The organism is Streptomyces sp. NPDC001796 (assembly GCF_042892355.1).
Lineage (GTDB): Bacteria > Actinomycetota > Actinomycetes > Streptomycetales > Streptomycetaceae > Streptomyces.
In genome coordinates, this window is record NZ_JBIAUC010000002.1 from 660,519 (window position 1) to 676,507 (window position 15,989).

Below are 15,989 nucleotides of genomic sequence, written 5' to 3' on the forward strand. Positions count from 1 at the left end.
GTCCTTCTCTTGCGGTTTTTCCGAGGATTTTCCGTGCCCGGCACCGCGTCGATGCCGGATCGTGATGCCGGTCACGTAGGATGCTACGAATCTACGCGAGTAGAAATTGTGTGCGGGTAGTCTGAAGGAACCTGCTCAGCACCACACACCGGGAGTGCCAGTGGCACGCGTCGTAGTCGACGTCATGCTCAAGCCGGAGATCCTCGACCCCCAGGGCCAGGCGGTGCAGCGCGCACTGCCGCGCCTCGGTTTCGACGGCATCTCCGACGTACGTCAGGGAAAGCGATTCGAACTCGAGGTGGACGGGCCGGTCGACGACGCCGCGCTCGCCCGTATCCACGATCTCGCCGAATCCTTCCTCGCCAACACCGTGATCGAGGACTTCACCGTCAAGGTGGAGGAAGTGGCGGAGGCCTCGAAGTGACCACCCGTATCGGCGTCGTCACTTTCCCGGGCAGCCTCGACGACCGGGACACCCAGCGCGCGATCCGTATCGCCGGGGCGGAGCCCGTCGCCCTCTGGCACAAGGACAAGGACCTCAAGCAGGTCGACGCCGTTGTCCTGTGCGGCGGTTTCTCCTACGGCGACTATCTGCGGGCCGGTGCCATCGCCCGCTTCTCGCCGGTGATGGAGCCCCTCATCGAGCAGGCGAAGGCGGGCCTCCCGGTCCTCGGCATCTGCAACGGCTTCCAGATCCTCACGGAGGCCCATCTCCTCCCGGGCGCGATGCTCGGCAACGACCACCTCCACTTCATCTGCCGCGACCAGAAGCTGCGGGTGGAGAACGCGGACACTTCCTGGACCAGCGACTACGACGCCGGCCAGGAGATCCAGATCCCGCTGAAGAACATGGACGGCCGGTACGTCGCCGACGAGTACACCCTCGACAAGCTCGAGGCCGAGGGCCGGGTCGCCTTCCGCTACCTGGTCCGCGGCGAAGCCGCTGATGGATACGGCAACCCCAACGGCTCGCTGCGGGACATCGCCGGCATCACCAACGAGGCGGGCAACGTCGTGGGCCTCATGCCGCACCCCGAGCACGCCGTCGAATCGCTGATCGGTACCGGTCGTACCGACGGCCTCCCGTTCTTCACCTCGATCCTCAAGAAGCTGGTCACCGCATGAGCAGGACGCCTCTGGACACGGTCGAGCACGCGACCGCGACCCCCGACGTCGCGCTGCCCTGGGCCGAACTCGGCCTGAAGAAGGACGAGTACGAGCGGATCGTCGAGATCCTCGGCCGCCGCCCGACCGGCGCCGAACTCGCGATGTACTCGGTCATGTGGTCCGAGCACTGCTCGTACAAGAGCAGCAAGGTCCACCTGCGCCAGTTCGGCGAGAAGGCACCCGAGTCCGACGCTCTGCTCGTCGGCATCGGCGAGAACGCCGGTGTCGTGGACGTCGGCCAGGGCTACGCCGTCACCTTCAAGGTGGAGTCGCACAACCACCCCTCCTACGTCGAGCCCTACCAGGGCGCGGCCACGGGCGTCGGCGGCATCGTGCGCGACATCATCGCGATGGGCGCGCGCCCGGTCGCCGTGGTGGACCCGCTGCGCTTCGGCGCGGCCGACCACCCCGACACCAAGCGCGTCCTGCCCGGCGTCGTCGCCGGCATCGGCGGCTACGGCAACTGCCTGGGCCTGCCGAACATCGGCGGCGAGGTCGTCTTCGACGCCTGCTACCAGGGCAACCCGCTGGTCAACGCCGGTGCCATCGGTGTGATGCGGCACGAGGACATCCACCTCGCGAAGGCGTCCGGCGCCGGCAACAAGGTCATCCTGTACGGCGCCCGCACGGGCGGCGACGGCATCGGCGGCGCCTCCATCCTCGCCTCCGAGACCTTCGACGACGCCAAGCCCTCCAAGCGCCCCGCCGTCCAGGTGGGCGACCCCTTCCAGGAGAAGCTCCTCATCGAGTGCACCCTGGAGGCGTTCCGGGAGAAGCTCGTCGTCGGTATCCAGGACCTGGGCGCGGCGGGCCTGTCCTGCGCGACCTCGGAGCTGGCCTCGAACGGCTCCGGCGGCATGCGCGTCACCCTCGACGACGTCCCCCTGCGTGACTCGACGCTCTCCCCCGAGGAGATCCTGATGAGCGAGTCGCAGGAAAGGATGTGTGCGGTCGTCGAGCCGGAGAAGGTCGACCGCTTCCTGGAGATCTGCGCCAAGTGGGACGTCATCGCCACCGTCATCGGTGAGGTGACCGACGGGGACCGCCTGGAGATCTACTGGCACGGCGAGAAGATCGTCGACGTCGACCCGCGCACGGTCGCGCACGAGGGCCCGGTCTACGAGCGCCCGTACGCCCGCCCGTCCTGGCAGGACGAACTGCAGGCCGACGACCCGAACAAGCTCCCGCGCCCGGCGACGTCCGAGGAGCTGAAGGACCAGGTCCTGAAGCTGGTCGGCTCGCCCAACCAGGCGTCCAAGAAGTGGATCACGCAGCAGTACGACCACTTCGTGCAGGGCAACACGGTCCTCGCCCAGCCCGAGGACTCCGGCATGATCCGCATCGACGAGGAGTCCGGCCTCGGCGTGGCCATCGCCACGGACGGCAACGGCCGCTACGCCAAGCTCGACCCGTACGCGGGCGCGCAGCTGGCCCTCGCGGAGGCGTACCGCAACGTGGCGACCACGGGCGCCAGGCCGCTGGCCGTCTCCGACTGCCTGAACTTCGGCTCGCCCGAGGACCCGGCGGTGATGTGGCAGTTCGCGGAGGCCGTGCGTGGTCTGGCGGACGGCTGTCAGCAGCTGGGCACCCCGGTGACCGGCGGCAACGTCTCCCTCTACAACCAGACGGGCGAGGCTGCCATCCACCCGACCCCGGTGGTCGCCGTGCTGGGCGTCATCGACGACGTCGCCCGGCGCACCCCGGTCGCCTTCCAGGAGGAGGGCCAGCTGCTGTACCTCCTCGGCGACACCCGTGAGGAGTTCGGCGGTTCGGCCTGGTCGCAGGTGATCCACGACCACCTCGGCGGTCTGCCCCCGCAGGTCGACCTGGAGCGCGAACGCCTCCTCGGCGAGATCCTGATCTCCGCATCCCGCGACGGCATGATCGACTCCGCGCACGACCTGTCCGACGGCGGTCTGATCCAGGCCGTGGTCGAGTCGGCGCTGCTCGGCGGCAAGGGCGCACGGCTGATCGTGCCGGACGGCCTGCACGCGTTCACGTTCCTCTTCTCCGAGTCGGCGGGACGCGCGATCGTCGCCGTGCCGCGCTCGGAGGAGGTCCGCTTCAACGACATGTGCGGCGCGCGCGGCCTGCCGGCCACCCGCATCGGTGTCGTGGACGGGGAGACCGTCGAGGTCCAGGGCGAGTTCGAGCTGACCCTGGCAGAACTGCGCGAGGCCCACGAGGGCACCATTCCGGCGCTGCTCGCGTAAGCGTTCGTCGGACGGTCGTACGTCGGTGAAGGCCCCACCCGGTCGACGGGCGGGGCCTTCACCGTTCGCGTCCCCCCGCCCCCGCCTCCGCCTCCCGCGTTCCCCAGGCCCCGCCCCCGCCTCCCGCGTTCCCCAGGCCCCGCCCCCGCCTCCCGCGCCCACTAGGCTCGACGCCATGCCCCCGGCCAAGAAGCGCACTCGGACCTACGACCCCGTCAAGACCCGCGCCGCCGTTCTCGCGCAGTTCGGGAACGTACGGGAGGCCGTGCGCACCCTCACGGCCGAACAACTCGCGCTGCCCACCCGGCTCGGGGACTGGACCGTGCGGGAACTGGCCACGCACATCGGGATGGCCCTCTCGGCCTTCGGGCGGTTCCTCGGCAGGCCGGAACCCGCCGCGCAGAACGCCACCGTCCTCGACTGGCCCTTCGCGACCTCCGCCAACTCCGGGGCCATCGCGGACACCACCCGCACACTGGCCGCCCAGAACCCCGACCTCGACACCTACCTCGCCGGCATCGAGAAGGAGTTCTCGGAACTCCTCGCCGCCCACCCCGGCACCCGGCTTCTCGACAGCTCCGCGGGCGCCATGCCGATCGCCGACTACCTGGTCACCCGCACCGTCGAACTCGTCGTCCACACCGACGACCTGAACGCCGCCGTCCCCGGTCTCGACATCCCCTACGACCGCCAGGCCCTCGCCGCCGCCACCCGGCTGCTCGCCGACGCGCTCGCCGCGAAGGCGCCCGGCGCCTCCACCGAGGTGCGTGTCCCGCCGTACGCCGTCGTGCAGTGCATCGAGGGCCCCCGGCACACCCGCGGCACCCCGCCCAACGTCGTCGAGACCGACCCGCTGACCTGGGTCCGGCTCGCGACCGGCCGTACGAGCTGGGACACGGCCCTCGCCGACGCCACGGTCAGCGCGAGCGGCGAACGGGCCGACCTCGGCGGGCTGCTGCCCTTGATGGCGTGAGGTGCGTGAGGCCGTGACGGCGTGGCCGTCGTGGAGCCGCGAAGGCGACGATACGTGCCGGTCGCTTCACGGACCGCACCCTCCGCCCACCCACCCGGTAGATGTGCGACGGCTCACTCATGGACACCGGCGAGCCGCTGAGCGAGCTCCCGGGCCGCCCGCCGTCCTCCGCCCCCGGCCGCCGGAGCACCTCTCTGACCAGCGCAGACGTCACGGGCGTCAGCGCGTTCGCCGAGCGCCGACCACGGGCGTCCGGCCAGTGCGCACGGCGTGCGGCATCGGTGACCGGATTCGGACCAGTGCGCGATCTCGCCTACACTCGGTGGCGTGCCACGTGGTGACGGTCGACTCAATCACGATCTGCTCCCCGGTGAGAAAGGCCCCCAGGACGCGTGCGGCGTCTTCGGTGTCTGGGCCCCGGGCGAAGAGGTCGCAAAGCTCACGTACTTCGGGCTCTACGCCCTCCAGCACCGGGGTCAGGAATCCGCGGGTATCGCGGTGAGCAACGGCTCCCAGATCCTCGTCTTCAAGGACATGGGCCTGGTCTCCCAGGTCTTCGACGAGACCTCCCTCGGTTCGCTCCATGGTCACATCGCGGTCGGTCACGCCCGCTACTCGACCACCGGCGCCTCCGTCTGGGAGAACGCCCAGCCGACGTTCCGGGCCACCGCGCACGGCTCGATCGCGCTCGGCCACAACGGCAACCTGGTCAACACGGCGCAGCTCGCCGAGATGGTCGCCGACCTCCCCAAGGAGAACGGCCGCGCCACCCAGGTCGCCGCCACCAACGACACCGACCTCGTCACCGCCCTCCTGGCGGGCCAGGTCGACGACGACGGCAAGCCGCTGACCGTCGAAGAGGCGGCCCCCAAGCTTCTGCCCCAGGTCAAGGGCGCCTTCTCGCTCGTCTTCATGGACGAGAACACCCTCTACGCGGCCCGCGACCCGCAGGGCATCCGCCCGCTGGTCCTCGGCCGGCTGGAGCGCGGCTGGGTCGTCGCCTCCGAGACCGCCGCGCTGGACATCGTCGGCGCGAGCTTCGTCCGCGAGATCGACCCGGGCGAGTTCGTCGCGATCGACGAGAACGGCCTGCGCACCTCCCGGTTCGCGGAAGCGAAGCCGAAGGGCTGTGTCTTCGAGTACGTGTACCTGGCCCGCCCGGACACCGACATCGCCGGCCGGAACGTGTACCTCTCCCGCGTCGAGATGGGCCGCCGCCTGGCCAGGGAGGCGCCCGTCGAGGCCGATCTGGTCATAGCGACGCCCGAGTCCGGCACGCCCGCCGCGATCGGCTACGCGGAGGCCTCCGGCATCCCGTTCGGCTCCGGCCTGGTGAAGAACGCGTACGTCGGCCGGACCTTCATCCAGCCCTCGCAGACGATCCGCCAGCTCGGCATCCGGCTGAAGCTGAACCCCCTCAAGGAAGTCATCAAGGGCAAGCGCCTGGTCGTCGTCGACGACTCGATCGTGCGCGGCAACACCCAGCGGGCACTGGTGCGGATGCTGCGCGAGGCGGGCGCCGCCGAGGTCCACATCCGGATCTCCTCGCCGCCGGTGAAGTGGCCCTGCTTCTTCGGCATCGACTTCGCGACCCGCGCCGAGCTGATCGCCAACGGCATGTCGGTCGAGGAGATCGGCCGCTCCCTGGGCGCCGACTCCCTGGCGTACATCTCCATCGACGGCATGATCGAGGCGACCGCCATCGCCAAGCCGAACCTGTGCCGCGCCTGCTTCGACGGCGAGTACCCGATGGAGCTGCCCGACCCGGAGCTCCTCGGCAAGCAGCTGCTGGAGACCGAGCTGGCGGCCGGTCCCGCCGCCACGGCCGCGACCGACGCGATCCGTCGCCCGTAAGACCAGAGGGTCCGGGGGCGTCCCCCCGGAAGACCCAGCCACCAACCCGAAAGATCCCAGGCAATGTCTGAGACCCAAACCGGTGCTTCCTACGCGGCGGCAGGCGTCGACATCGAAGCGGGCGACCGCGCCGTGGAGCTCATGAAGGAGTGGGTGAAGAAGACGCAGCGCCCCGAGGTCCTCGGCGGCCTCGGCGGCTTCGCCGGCCTCTTCGACGCCTCCGCCCTCAAGCGCTACGAGCGTCCGCTGCTCGCCTCCGCCACCGACGGCGTCGGCACCAAGGTCGACGTCGCGCGCCGGATGGGCGTCTACGACACCATCGGCCACGACCTCGTCGCCATGGTCATGGACGACATCGTGGTGTGCGGCGCCGAGCCGCTGTTCATGACCGACTACATCTGCGTCGGCAAGGTCCACCCCGAGCGGGTCGCCGCGATCGTGAAGGGCATCGCCGAGGGCTGCGTGCTGGCGGGATGCGCCCTGGTGGGCGGAGAGACGGCCGAACACCCCGGCCTGCTGGGTGCGGACGACTTCGACGTCGCGGGCGCCGGTACGGGTGTCGTGGAGGCCGACCGGCTGCTCGGCGCCGAGCGCGTCCGCGAGGGTGACGCGCTGATCGCCATGGCGTCCTCCGGACTTCACTCCAACGGGTACTCCCTCGTCCGGCACGTCCTGCTCGACCGGGCGAAGCTCGGCCTCGACCAGCACATCGACGACCTCGGCCGCACCCTCGGCGAGGAGCTGCTCGAGCCCACGAAGATCTACTCGCTGGACTGCCTGGCCCTGATGCGCACCGCCGAGGTGCACGCGTTCAGCCACGTCACCGGCGGCGGACTCGCGGCCAACCTGGCCCGCGTGATCCCCGACCACCTGCACGCCGTCATCGACCGCTCGACCTGGACCCCCGCTCCGGTGTTCGACCTCGTCGGGAGGACCGGCGACGTCGAGCGCCTGGAGCTGGAGAAGACCCTGAACATGGGCGTCGGCATGATCGCGGTCGTCCCCGAGCAGTCGGTGGACGTCGCGCTCGCCGCCCTCGCCGACCGCGGCGTGGACGCATGGGTCGCCGGCGAGATCACCGAGCGGGGCGAGCACGAAACGGGTGCCGCCCTGGTCGGGGACTACGCCGGCTGAGACCCTGCCGACAGCACAGAACCCGGTCCGTGGCCAGGGCCACGGACCGGGTGAAAACTCAGTGCAGGGTCAAGCGCCGCGACGGTGCCGAGAGGACGACTCGTCTTGCTCGTCCTCGTCGTCGTCCGCGTACAGCTCGGCGTACCGTGCGTACAGATCGTCGTCGTGCTCATCGTCCTCGAACCGGTCGCCGTTCGGCGACGCGTTCGACGTCGATGCGCCCAGCTCCTCGGCCAGGCGTGAGAGGTCCGTCCCACCGCTGTTGTACTTCAGCTGGCGGGCGACCTTCGTCTGCTTGGCCTTGGCCCGGCCGCGCCCCATGGCTCGACCCCCTCAACGACGGGGCTCGACGGCCCCAGAGTCTTGACACGCGTTCATGATCCGGAACGGGCTCTCCGCAGAGAGACCGGCCCGTAGGGCTTCCACGGTACCTGAGCCCACGCCCATACGGTACGTCGCCCGCAGGACGGGCGTGTGCCCATGACCGTCGAGGAGCCCTGTCCTCGCTGGTCACGGCCGATTTTAACCACTTATTGGCCGACGACCCGCCGTGGAAAGTGAGAGTCCTCTCAAACCCTCCCTCGGCGGGTACCGGTCAAACCCGGGTGGCCCCCCTCGGGAAGGTCACCGTCCGCGTGCCTCCGCCATCCGCTGCTCGGCGATCCGGTCGGCTGCGGCGGCCGGCGGAATGCCGTCTTCCTTCGCACGAGCGAAGATCGTCAACGTGGTGTCGAAGATCTTCGCCGCCTTCGCCTTGCACCGGTCGAAGTCGAATCCGTGCAGCTCGTCGGCGACCTGGATGACGCCGCCGGCGTTCACGACGTAGTCGGGCGCGTACAGGATCCCGCGGTCCGCGATGTCCTTCTCCACACCCGGGTGCGCGAGCTGGTTGTTGGCCGCGCCGCACACCACCTTGGCCGTCAGCACCGGCACCGTCTCGTCGTTCAGCGCCCCGCCCAGCGCGCACGGGGCGTAGATGTCCAGGCCCTCGGTGCGGATGAGGGCAGCGGTGTCGGCGGCGACGGCGACCTGCGGGTGCGCGTCGGTGACGCGGCGCACGGCGTCCGGCCGTACGTCCGTGATCACGACGTCGGCGCCGTCCTCGAGCAGGTGCTCGACCAGGTAGTGCCCGACCTTCCCGACACCCGCGATGCCGACCTTGCGCCCGCGCAGCGTCGGGTCGCCCCACAGGTGCTGTGCGGAGGCCCGCATGCCCTGGAAGACGCCGTAGGCGGTGAGCACGGAGGAGTCGCCCGCGCCGCCGTTCTCGGGGGAGCGGCCGGTGGTCCAGGGGCACGCCCGGGCCACCACGTCCATGTCGGCCACATACGTACCGACGTCGCAGGCCGTGACGTACCGGCCACCGAGCGAGGCCACGAAACGGCCGTAGGCCAGCAGGAGCTCCTCGGTCTTGATCCGCTCGGGGTCGCCGATGATGACGGCCTTGCCGCCGCCGTGGTCGAGACCGGCCATGGCGTTCTTGTACGACATCCCGCGCGAGAGGTTCAGCGCGTCGGCGACGGCCTCCTCCTCGCTCGTGTACGGGTAGAAGCGCGTGCCGCCGAGGGCGGGGCCCAGAGCGGTGGAGTGGATCGCGATGACGGCCTTGAGGCCACTGGCCCTGTCCTGACAGAGCACGACCTGCTCATGACCCCCTTGATCCGAGCGGAACAGGGTGTGCAGGACGCCGTCGGTTACGTCGGTCACGGTGGTGACTCCCGGTTGAGTAGCGGCGGTTGGGGGAGGGTCCCGTGCGGGTGGCGGGGCCCGTGGGCATGAGCGTAGAGCGTGCGGGCGCCCACGATGCGCGCAGTGCCGAGGATCACCCTCCCTCGGAGTACGCCCGGACGGGTTCGTGGGACGATTTGCAAGGGTTTTCCACCTCGGCCGGGCCGGTGCCCGGGCGGGTTCGGGTCGGGTTCGGGTGGGGAGGGAGCAGGTGTGCCCAAGGTGTCCTCGGTGATCGTCCCGTACGCGACCTACTTGCGCGTGTACGAACCGCTGGCCGCCTTCCCGGAGCCGGAGCGCAGCCACTGGGCCCGCTACGCCCGCCGCCCCGACCGTCCCTCGTACCAGGACGAACTGCGCCGTTCCCTGGCCGACTTGCTGCCCACGCCGCCTGTCCCGGTGCCGGTGCACGAGAGCGACGACGCCTTCGTGACCGAGGTCGAAGGCGTGCTCTGCGTGTGCCCCTGGCGCACCCGGCTGCGCGGCTGGGAGGCGCTGGAGGAGCTGCCCGAGGAACTGCCGGCGCCGGTCCTGGACGCGGTCCTGCCGCCCGTCGTGCGCCGCCAGGCCGCCCAGGACTACGAGCGCTGGCGGGAGCGGAACCCGGACGCGCGCCCCTGGATCCGCACCGCGACCTGGCAGGTGCCGCTGAACTGGTTCGTGCTGGTCTCCGACGAGGAGCGCAGGTACGAGAAGGGGTCCGGCGAGGTGCCCCCGATGCTGCGCTACCGCACGCCCATGGTGCAGGCCCGCAGGCGCGTCGCGCGGGCGCTCAGGACGCTGAAGGACACGATCGACGAGGGACCGCTCATCGACGGACTGGTGGACGTCGGGCGGTGGCTCGAGGAGTTCCACCCCCGGTCGCTGGTCGAGCTGGACTACGGCGGGCTCGTCCACGTCCTGCCGGCCGCGGAGCTGGACGCGGACCACTCGGCCGCGGACGTCGCCGAGGGCATCGAGGCCCTGCGGCTCGGGGACGGGGCGGCGGCCGGGGAGGCGTACGGGCGGCTGGTGGAGCGCTGGCGGGCCGTACGGGAGCGCCGGTCGGCGAACTGAGGGCGGTCCCTCAGCCGGGGCGCCGGTGAACCGTTGCTCGAATTGTGACCCGCGAGACATGGTGAAGTCAGAACCCTTGGCCCATGGTTGACGTACCGCAGGTAGGCGCGGGGTCGGAGCCGAGGACGTAGCGACCGATCCGGGCTTATGCCGCCAAGCGTGACGGACGGCACTTACAAGGACCTTGCGTCTTACGGCCCTCCTCGTGCCAAAATAGGACAAGGAGCCCGGGGGAGGCTCCTTCTGCCCACATCTGGGCGGAAACTCAGCATTGCACGCTTTGGGGGGTCTTGTGACTCCTGATCGTCCTGTGACTGTTCGTCACAGTGGCGTGACTGTCCGCTATGGCATGGTCCATCGGCTTCCGTCGCTGATGAACACCTGGGAGGGCAATTCCATCGGTTTGGCCGACGCGGCTGGACAGATGGTGTAGTTGTAGTGCCGAGGACAAGCCGTTCGTCCTATAACCGACTCGACTCGCGTCCGCCATTTCGGGCAACGCGGGTCAAGGTGCAGAATTTAGAGGAAAGAACCGAGAAGGTTCGGTTCTCCCGAGGAGGCCGCTCATGACCGCTCGCACCCCTGATGCCGAGCCGCTGCTGACCCCGGCTGAGGTCGCCACCATGTTCCGTGTCGACCCCAAGACGGTCACGCGGTGGGCGAAGGCCGGCAAGCTCACGTCCATCCGTACGCTCGGCGGGCACCGCCGCTACCGCGAGGCCGAGGTCCGCGCCCTGCTCGCGGGCATCCCGCAGCAGCGCAGCGAGGCCTGAAAAATCGCATAGCCGGACATACGAGCAGGTCCCCCACCTGCCGTGACGTCCGGGACAACAGCTCCAAGCGACGCGGGTCCTGCCCCAACAGGACTCACGCCCGAGGTCAACAGAGACACGACAAGGGTGCGTCGTAGGTCGCGCTGGACTCCGCCGGGTCCAGCGCGATCTTTTTTTGTGCGCCGGCCGACTGCCCGGGACCGGGCTGTGAGCGGCCTTGTCGCAGTCTGGGGAAGGGTGTCGGAACTTCTGCGCGACACCTCAGGGCAGGGTGCAATTGCACATATTAAATTGACCCTTTGTAGGAGGGGGGTAAGGGTGGCGGTCCCCGAGACTGGTTCGGTGACACCCGTCACATGCCAGAGTCCTTGTTACGGGCGTGGAGTCTTTGCTAGGGAACAGCCCGCTGAGCGGCGGGTGTTGGCCGGCCGCACGTCCAGGAGTGCCCACGCCGACGCGGGATGAACCCCCGGGTTTGTCACGCGGTCGTGGCACTCTCGGGGGCGCCGTCGCCCACCGGGGCCGTCTCCGGCGCCTCCTCGCCGCGCTGGGCGGGTTCGAGGGCCAGGCGCAGCAGGTGGTGGCAGATGGGGCAGTGCGGGGTCAGATGGCGGTACCCGGCCGCGGCGGACAGATGGGCACGGAGCAGAGCACGGGTCTCATGCCGAACGGACGCCGCCATACGCCACCTCCCCGGGGCCGCCCGCACCTCAGGGAGCCCTGACTTCTGGGGTACCGAGGGAAAGTGACGCCGTCAAGGCACGGGGCACTGCCGCTCGGGGAGCCGAGGGGGGTGCCACCGGCCGAGGGCCCGGTGGTGTCCGGTTGCGGCTGCGCCGCGGGCGCGGCCTCTGTCTCGACCGGTGGTGTCGTGTGCTGGTGGTACGGCGAAGGCCCGCGTCCGTTGCCGGATGCGGGCCTTCTCGATGCGGTCCTGACGGGATTTGAACCCGCGGCCTCCACCTTGACAGGGTGGCGAGCACTCCAAACTGCTCCACAGGACCAGGTCTCGCGGCGCTTTCGTGCGTTGCGCTGCGAGAAGAGACTGTACAGGAGGGTGAGCCCCTGGTCGAACTCACCCATCGTGCACGCGCCGTCACGGCACCGCCGCGTCGATCGCCTTCACGATCCGCTTGTCGGAGATCGGGTACGCCGTGCCCAGCGCGTGGGCGAAGTAGCTGACCCGGAGCTCCTCGATCATCCAGCGGATGTCCCGCACCGAGGACGGCACGGGACGGCCCTGCGGCAACTGCTCCAGCAGCCACGCGTACTCGTCCTGCATCTCCCGGACCTTCTCCATGCGCGTGGTGTCCCGCTGCACGTTCGTCGGCATCTGCTGGAGGCGGCGGTCGGCGGCCACCAGGTACCGCATCAGGTCCGGCAGCCGCCGTATCCCCGCCTCCGTCACGAACCCGGGTTTCACGAGGGCGTCCAGCTGCGCCCGTACGTCCGCCAGGTTCGGCAGCAGGGCCGGGCTGCGCACCGCCTTCAGGCGGCGCTCACAGGCCTGCCAGGCGGCCAGTACCTGCTGCACCTGTGCGACGGTGCGCACCGTCGTGTCGACGATCTCCGCGCGCACCCTGTCGAACAGCTTCCGGTACGACTCCTCGTCCCACGCAGGCCCCCCGAAGTCCCCGATCAGCTTGTCCGCCGCCGCCATGGCGCAGTCGTCGAACAGGGCCTGGACCGAGCCGTGCGGGTTCGCGGACAGGGCGAGCTTGTGCTGGTTGGTCAGCTTCTCGGACGCGAACTTCGCGGGGTTCACCGGGATGTTGCGGAGGATGAGCCGGCGTGTGCCCTTCCACATGGCCTCGGACTGTTCGGCCTCCGTGTCGAAGAGGCGTACGGACACCGTGTCGCCGTCGTCGACCAGTGCCGGGAACGCCTTGACCGGCTGCCCGGCCCGACGCGTCTCGAACACCTGGGTGAGCGTGCCGATCGTCCAGTCCGTGAGGCCAGTGCGCTCCAGGGACTCGCCGCCCTGCCGCTCGGCGGTGGCCGCCGCGGCCTGCGACAGCGCCTTGCGCGCCTTGGGCTTCAGCTGCAGCTTCAGGGCCTCGAGGTCCTTGTCCTCCGCCAGCTTGCGGCGCCGCTCGTCGACGATCCGGAAGGTGATCTTCAGATGGTCCGGCACCTTGGACCAGTCGAAGTCCTCCGGCTCGAACGGCACACCGACCATCCGCTTCAGCTCACGCGCCATCGTGGTCGTCAGCGGCTCCTGCAAGGGCACCGCGTTCTCCAGGAACGCCTTCGCGTAGTTCGGCGCCGGGACGTAGTTGCGGCGGATCGGCTTCGGCAGGGAGCGGATCAGCTCGGTGACCAGCTCCTCCCTCAGGCCCGGGATCTGCCAGTCGAAGCCCTCGTCCACGACCTGGTTGAGGACCTGCAGCGGGATGTGGACGGTCACGCCGTCCGCGTCCGCGCCCGGTTCGAACTGGTACGTGACCCGGAACTTCAGCCGGCCCTGGCGCCACGAGTCGGGGTAGTCGTCCTTGGTGACCGCGCCCGCCTTCTCGTTGATGAGCATCTCGCGCTCGAAGTCGAGGAAGTCGGGCTGCTCGTGGCGTTTGCGCTTCCACCAGGAGTCGAAGTGTGCGCCGGAGACGACGTGTTCGGGCACGCGCTGGTCGTAGAAATCGAACAGCGTCTCGTCGTCGACCACGATGTCCCGCCGCCGGGCGCGGTGCTCCAGCTCCTCGACCTCGCTCAGCAGCCTGCGGTTGTCGGCGAAGAACTTGTGGTGGGTGCGCCAGTCGCCCTCGACCAGGGCGTTGCGGATGAACAGCTCGCGGCTGGCCTCGGGGTCGATGCGGCCGTAGTTCACCTTCCGCTGGGCGACGATCGGGACGCCGTACAGCGTGACCTTCTCGTACGCCATCACGGCCGCCTGGTCCTTCTCCCAGTGCGGTTCGCTGTACGTCCGCTTCAGCAGATGGCCGGCGAGCGGCTCGACCCACTCGGGCTCGATCTTCGCGTTGACGCGGGCCCACAGGCGTGAGGTCTCCACCAGCTCGGCGGACATCACGAACCGTGGCGGCTTCTTGAAGAGGGCCGAGCCCGGGAAGATCGCGAACTTGGCGTTCCGGGCACCCAGGTACTCGTTCTTCGCCCCGTCCTTCACGTCCTTCATGCCGATGTGCGACAGCAGACCCGCGAGGAGCGAGACATGGATGCGGTCGGCCGGGGCGTCGTCCTCGTTGACGTGGATGCCCATCTGCTTGGCGACCGTGCGCAGCTGGGTGTAGATGTCCTGCCATTCGCGAATGCGCAGGAAGTTGAGGTACTCCTGCTTGCACATCCGGCGGAAGGACGAGGACCCCCGCTCCTTCTGCTGCTCGCGGATGTACCGCCACAGGTTGAGATACGCGAGGAAGTCGCTCGTCTCGTCCTTGAAGCGGGCGTGCTGCTGGTCGGCCTGGGTCTGCTTGTCGGCGGGGCGCTCGCGCGGGTCCTGGATGGACAGTGCGGCGGCGATCACCATGACCTCGCGCACGCAGCCGTTCTTGTCCGCCTCCAGGACCATGCGCGCCAGGCGCGGGTCGACCGGCAGCTGGGCGAGCTTGCGTCCGGTGTCGGTGAGGCGCTTGCGCGGGTCCTTCTGCGTGGGGTCCAGGGCGCCCAGTTCCTGCAGGAGCTGCACGCCGTCGCGGATGTTGCGGTGGTCCGGCGGGTCGATGAACGGGAACTTCTCGATGTCGCCGAGCCCGGCCGCGGTCATCTGGAGGATGACGGAGGCGAGGTTGGTCCGCAGGATCTCGGCGTCGGTGAACTCCGGGCGGGCGACGAAGTCGTCCTCGCTGTACAGCCGGATGCAGATACCGTCGCTGGTCCGGCCGCAGCGGCCCTTGCGCTGGTTGGCGCTGGCCTGCGAGATCGGCTCGATGGGCAGCCGCTGGACCTTGGTCCGGTGGCTGTACCGGGAGATCCGGGCGAAGCCGGGGTCGATGACGTACTTGATGCCCGGGACGGTGAGGGAGGTCTCGGCGACGTTCGTCGCGAGAACGATCCTGCGCCCCGTGTGCGGCTGGAAAACGCGGTGCTGCTCGGCGTGGGACAGCCGGGCGTACAGCGGCAGGATCTCCGTGAACCTGTACTGCTTCCTGGTGAGCGCGTCCGCCGTGTCGCGGATCTCGCGCTCGCCGGAGAGGAAGACGAGGATGTCGCCGGCCCCCTCGGCCATCAGCTCCTCGACGGCATCGGTGATCGCGGTGATCTGGTCCCGGTCCGCGTCGTCGGAGTCCTCCTCCAGGAGGGGCCGGTAGCGCACCTCGACGGGGTAGGTCCGTCCGCTGACCTCGACGATCGGCGCGTCGCCGAAGTGCCGGGAGAAGCGCTCGGGGTCGATCGTGGCCGAGGTGATGACGACCTTGAGATCCGGGCGCCGGGGGAGCAGCTGGGCGAGGTAGCCCAGCAGGAAGTCGATGTTGAGGGACCGTTCGTGGGCCTCGTCGATGATGATCGTGTCGTAGGCGCGCAGCTCGCGGTCCGTCTGGATCTCCGCGAGCAGGATGCCGTCCGTCATCAGCTTGATGAAGGTGGCGTCCGGGTTCACCTGGTCGGTGAAGCGGACCTTCCAGCCGACGGCCTCCCCGAGCGGGGTGTCCAGCTCTTCCGCGACCCGCTCGGCGACGGTACGGGCGGCGATACGGCGGGGCTGGGTGTGGCCGATCATCCCGCGGACGCCCCGGCCGAGCTCGAGGCAGATCTTCGGGATCTGGGTGGTCTTGCCGGAGCCGGTCTCACCGGCCACGATCACGACCTGGTGGTCGCGTATGGCCTCGGCGATCTCGTTCTTCTTCTGGCTGACCGGGAGCTGCTCGGGGTAGGTGACGGCGGGCACGCGCGCGGTGCGCTCGCCGATCCGCGCCTCGGCCTTGGCGACCTCCGCCTCGATCTCGGCGAGTACGGCGGCCCGGGCCTCGGGCTTGCGGATCTTGCGCGCGCCTTCGAGCCTGCGGCCGAGCCGGTGCGCGTCGCGCAGGGAGAGCTCGGTCAGGCGAGGGGCGAGGGTGCCGAGGGCGGGGGCGGGATGCGTAGACATACGCGGTCCAGGATCTCACCTCGGCGAAATTCGTGGCTAACGAATTGCCG

General features: G+C 69.7%; 12 protein-coding genes and 1 tRNA gene. 8 read left to right on the forward strand and 5 right to left on the reverse strand.

Going from position 1 to position 15,989, the window contains the following annotated elements:
• Positions 1-160 precede the first annotated feature (160 nt).
• The 6 genes from purS (at position 161) to purM (ending at position 7,341) form a co-directional block, all read left to right on the forward strand.
• Positions 161-424, forward strand: coding sequence for a phosphoribosylformylglycinamidine synthase subunit PurS (gene purS, locus ACFYZE_RS06515; protein ID WP_200421782.1), 264 nt, complete (start codon positions 161-163; stop codon positions 422-424).
• Positions 421-1,125 (forward strand): phosphoribosylformylglycinamidine synthase subunit PurQ, encoded by a 705-nt coding sequence (gene purQ, locus ACFYZE_RS06520; RefSeq protein WP_388989409.1) that lies wholly within the window; start codon positions 421-423, stop codon positions 1,123-1,125. Before purS ends, purQ begins: the two co-directional genes overlap by 4 nt.
• Positions 1,122-3,380 carry a phosphoribosylformylglycinamidine synthase subunit PurL gene (gene purL, locus ACFYZE_RS06525; RefSeq protein WP_388989412.1) on the forward strand — a complete coding sequence of 753 codons (2,259 nt, stop codon included), beginning with the start codon at positions 1,122-1,124 and terminating at the stop codon, positions 3,378-3,380. The genes purQ and purL overlap by 4 nt, the downstream gene beginning before the upstream one ends.
• Positions 3,381-3,555: 175 nt before the next feature.
• A complete protein-coding gene (locus ACFYZE_RS06530; protein ID WP_388989415.1) occupies positions 3,556-4,353 on the forward strand; it encodes a sterol carrier family protein in 798 nt (265 codons plus the stop codon).
• Positions 4,354-4,680: 327 nt separating this feature from the next.
• Positions 4,681-6,207 (forward strand): amidophosphoribosyltransferase, encoded by a 1,527-nt coding sequence (gene purF, locus ACFYZE_RS06535; RefSeq protein WP_388989418.1) that lies wholly within the window; start codon positions 4,681-4,683, stop codon positions 6,205-6,207.
• A 63-nt stretch (positions 6,208-6,270) separates the two neighbouring features.
• On the forward strand, positions 6,271-7,341 hold the full coding sequence (purM, locus tag ACFYZE_RS06540; protein ID WP_388989421.1) for a phosphoribosylformylglycinamidine cyclo-ligase: 1,071 nt from the start codon (positions 6,271-6,273) through the stop codon (positions 7,339-7,341).
• A 69-nt stretch (positions 7,342-7,410) separates the two neighbouring features.
• On the opposite strand, the gene ACFYZE_RS06545 is transcribed toward purM, so the two are convergent.
• Both ACFYZE_RS06545 and ACFYZE_RS06550 read right to left on the reverse strand, forming a co-directional pair.
• A complete protein-coding gene (locus tag ACFYZE_RS06545; protein ID WP_200421788.1) occupies positions 7,411-7,662 on the reverse strand; it encodes a DUF3073 domain-containing protein in 252 nt (83 codons plus the stop codon).
• A gap of 303 nt (positions 7,663-7,965) precedes the next feature.
• Positions 7,966-9,048, reverse strand: a complete 1,083-nt coding sequence (locus tag ACFYZE_RS06550; protein ID WP_388989424.1) for a Leu/Phe/Val dehydrogenase — start codon at positions 9,046-9,048, stop codon at positions 7,966-7,968.
• Positions 9,049-9,282: 234 nt separating this feature from the next.
• Between ACFYZE_RS06550 and ACFYZE_RS06555 the strand changes: the two genes are divergently transcribed.
• Together ACFYZE_RS06555 and bldC are read left to right on the forward strand one after the other, a co-directional pair.
• Entirely contained in the window at positions 9,283-10,125 is an 843-nt protein-coding gene (locus ACFYZE_RS06555) for a hypothetical protein (protein ID WP_388989427.1), read from the forward strand.
• Between the two features lie 566 nt (positions 10,126-10,691).
• Entirely contained in the window at positions 10,692-10,898 is a 207-nt protein-coding gene (gene bldC / locus ACFYZE_RS06560) for a developmental transcriptional regulator BldC (RefSeq protein WP_003949541.1), read from the forward strand.
• Between the two features lie 478 nt (positions 10,899-11,376).
• On the opposite strand, the gene ACFYZE_RS06565 is transcribed toward bldC, so the two are convergent.
• From ACFYZE_RS06565 to hrpA, 3 genes are all read right to left on the reverse strand, one after another.
• Positions 11,377-11,580 carry a DUF6274 family protein gene (locus ACFYZE_RS06565; RefSeq protein WP_388989430.1) on the reverse strand — a complete coding sequence of 68 codons (204 nt, stop codon included), beginning with the start codon at positions 11,578-11,580 and terminating at the stop codon, positions 11,377-11,379.
• Between the two features lie 247 nt (positions 11,581-11,827).
• Positions 11,828-11,902: transfer RNA gene (locus ACFYZE_RS06570), tRNA-Asp, on the reverse strand.
• Positions 11,903-11,994: 92 nt separating this feature from the next.
• Positions 11,995-15,939, reverse strand: a complete 3,945-nt coding sequence (gene hrpA / locus ACFYZE_RS06575; protein WP_388989433.1) for an ATP-dependent RNA helicase HrpA — start codon at positions 15,937-15,939, stop codon at positions 11,995-11,997.
• Positions 15,940-15,989 lie beyond the last annotated feature (50 nt).

Excerpts from the sequence above, each read along its gene's own strand:
- ACFYZE_RS06565 (WP_388989430.1), bottom strand. The coding sequence starts at position 11,580 with ATGGCGGCGTCCGTTCGGCATGAGACCCGTGCTCTGCTCCGTGCCCAT.
- ACFYZE_RS06530 (WP_388989415.1), top strand. The coding sequence starts at position 3,556 with ATGCCCCCGGCCAAGAAGCGCACTCGGACCTACGACCCCGTCAAGACC.
- hrpA (WP_388989433.1), bottom strand. The coding sequence starts at position 15,939 with ATGTCTACGCATCCCGCCCCCGCCCTCGGCACCCTCGCCCCTCGCCTG.
- bldC (WP_003949541.1), top strand. The coding sequence starts at position 10,692 with ATGACCGCTCGCACCCCTGATGCCGAGCCGCTGCTGACCCCGGCTGAG.
- purL (WP_388989412.1), top strand. The coding sequence starts at position 1,122 with ATGAGCAGGACGCCTCTGGACACGGTCGAGCACGCGACCGCGACCCCC.
- ACFYZE_RS06545 (WP_200421788.1), bottom strand. The coding sequence starts at position 7,662 with ATGGGGCGCGGCCGGGCCAAGGCCAAGCAGACGAAGGTCGCCCGCCAG.
- purM (WP_388989421.1), top strand. The coding sequence starts at position 6,271 with ATGTCTGAGACCCAAACCGGTGCTTCCTACGCGGCGGCAGGCGTCGAC.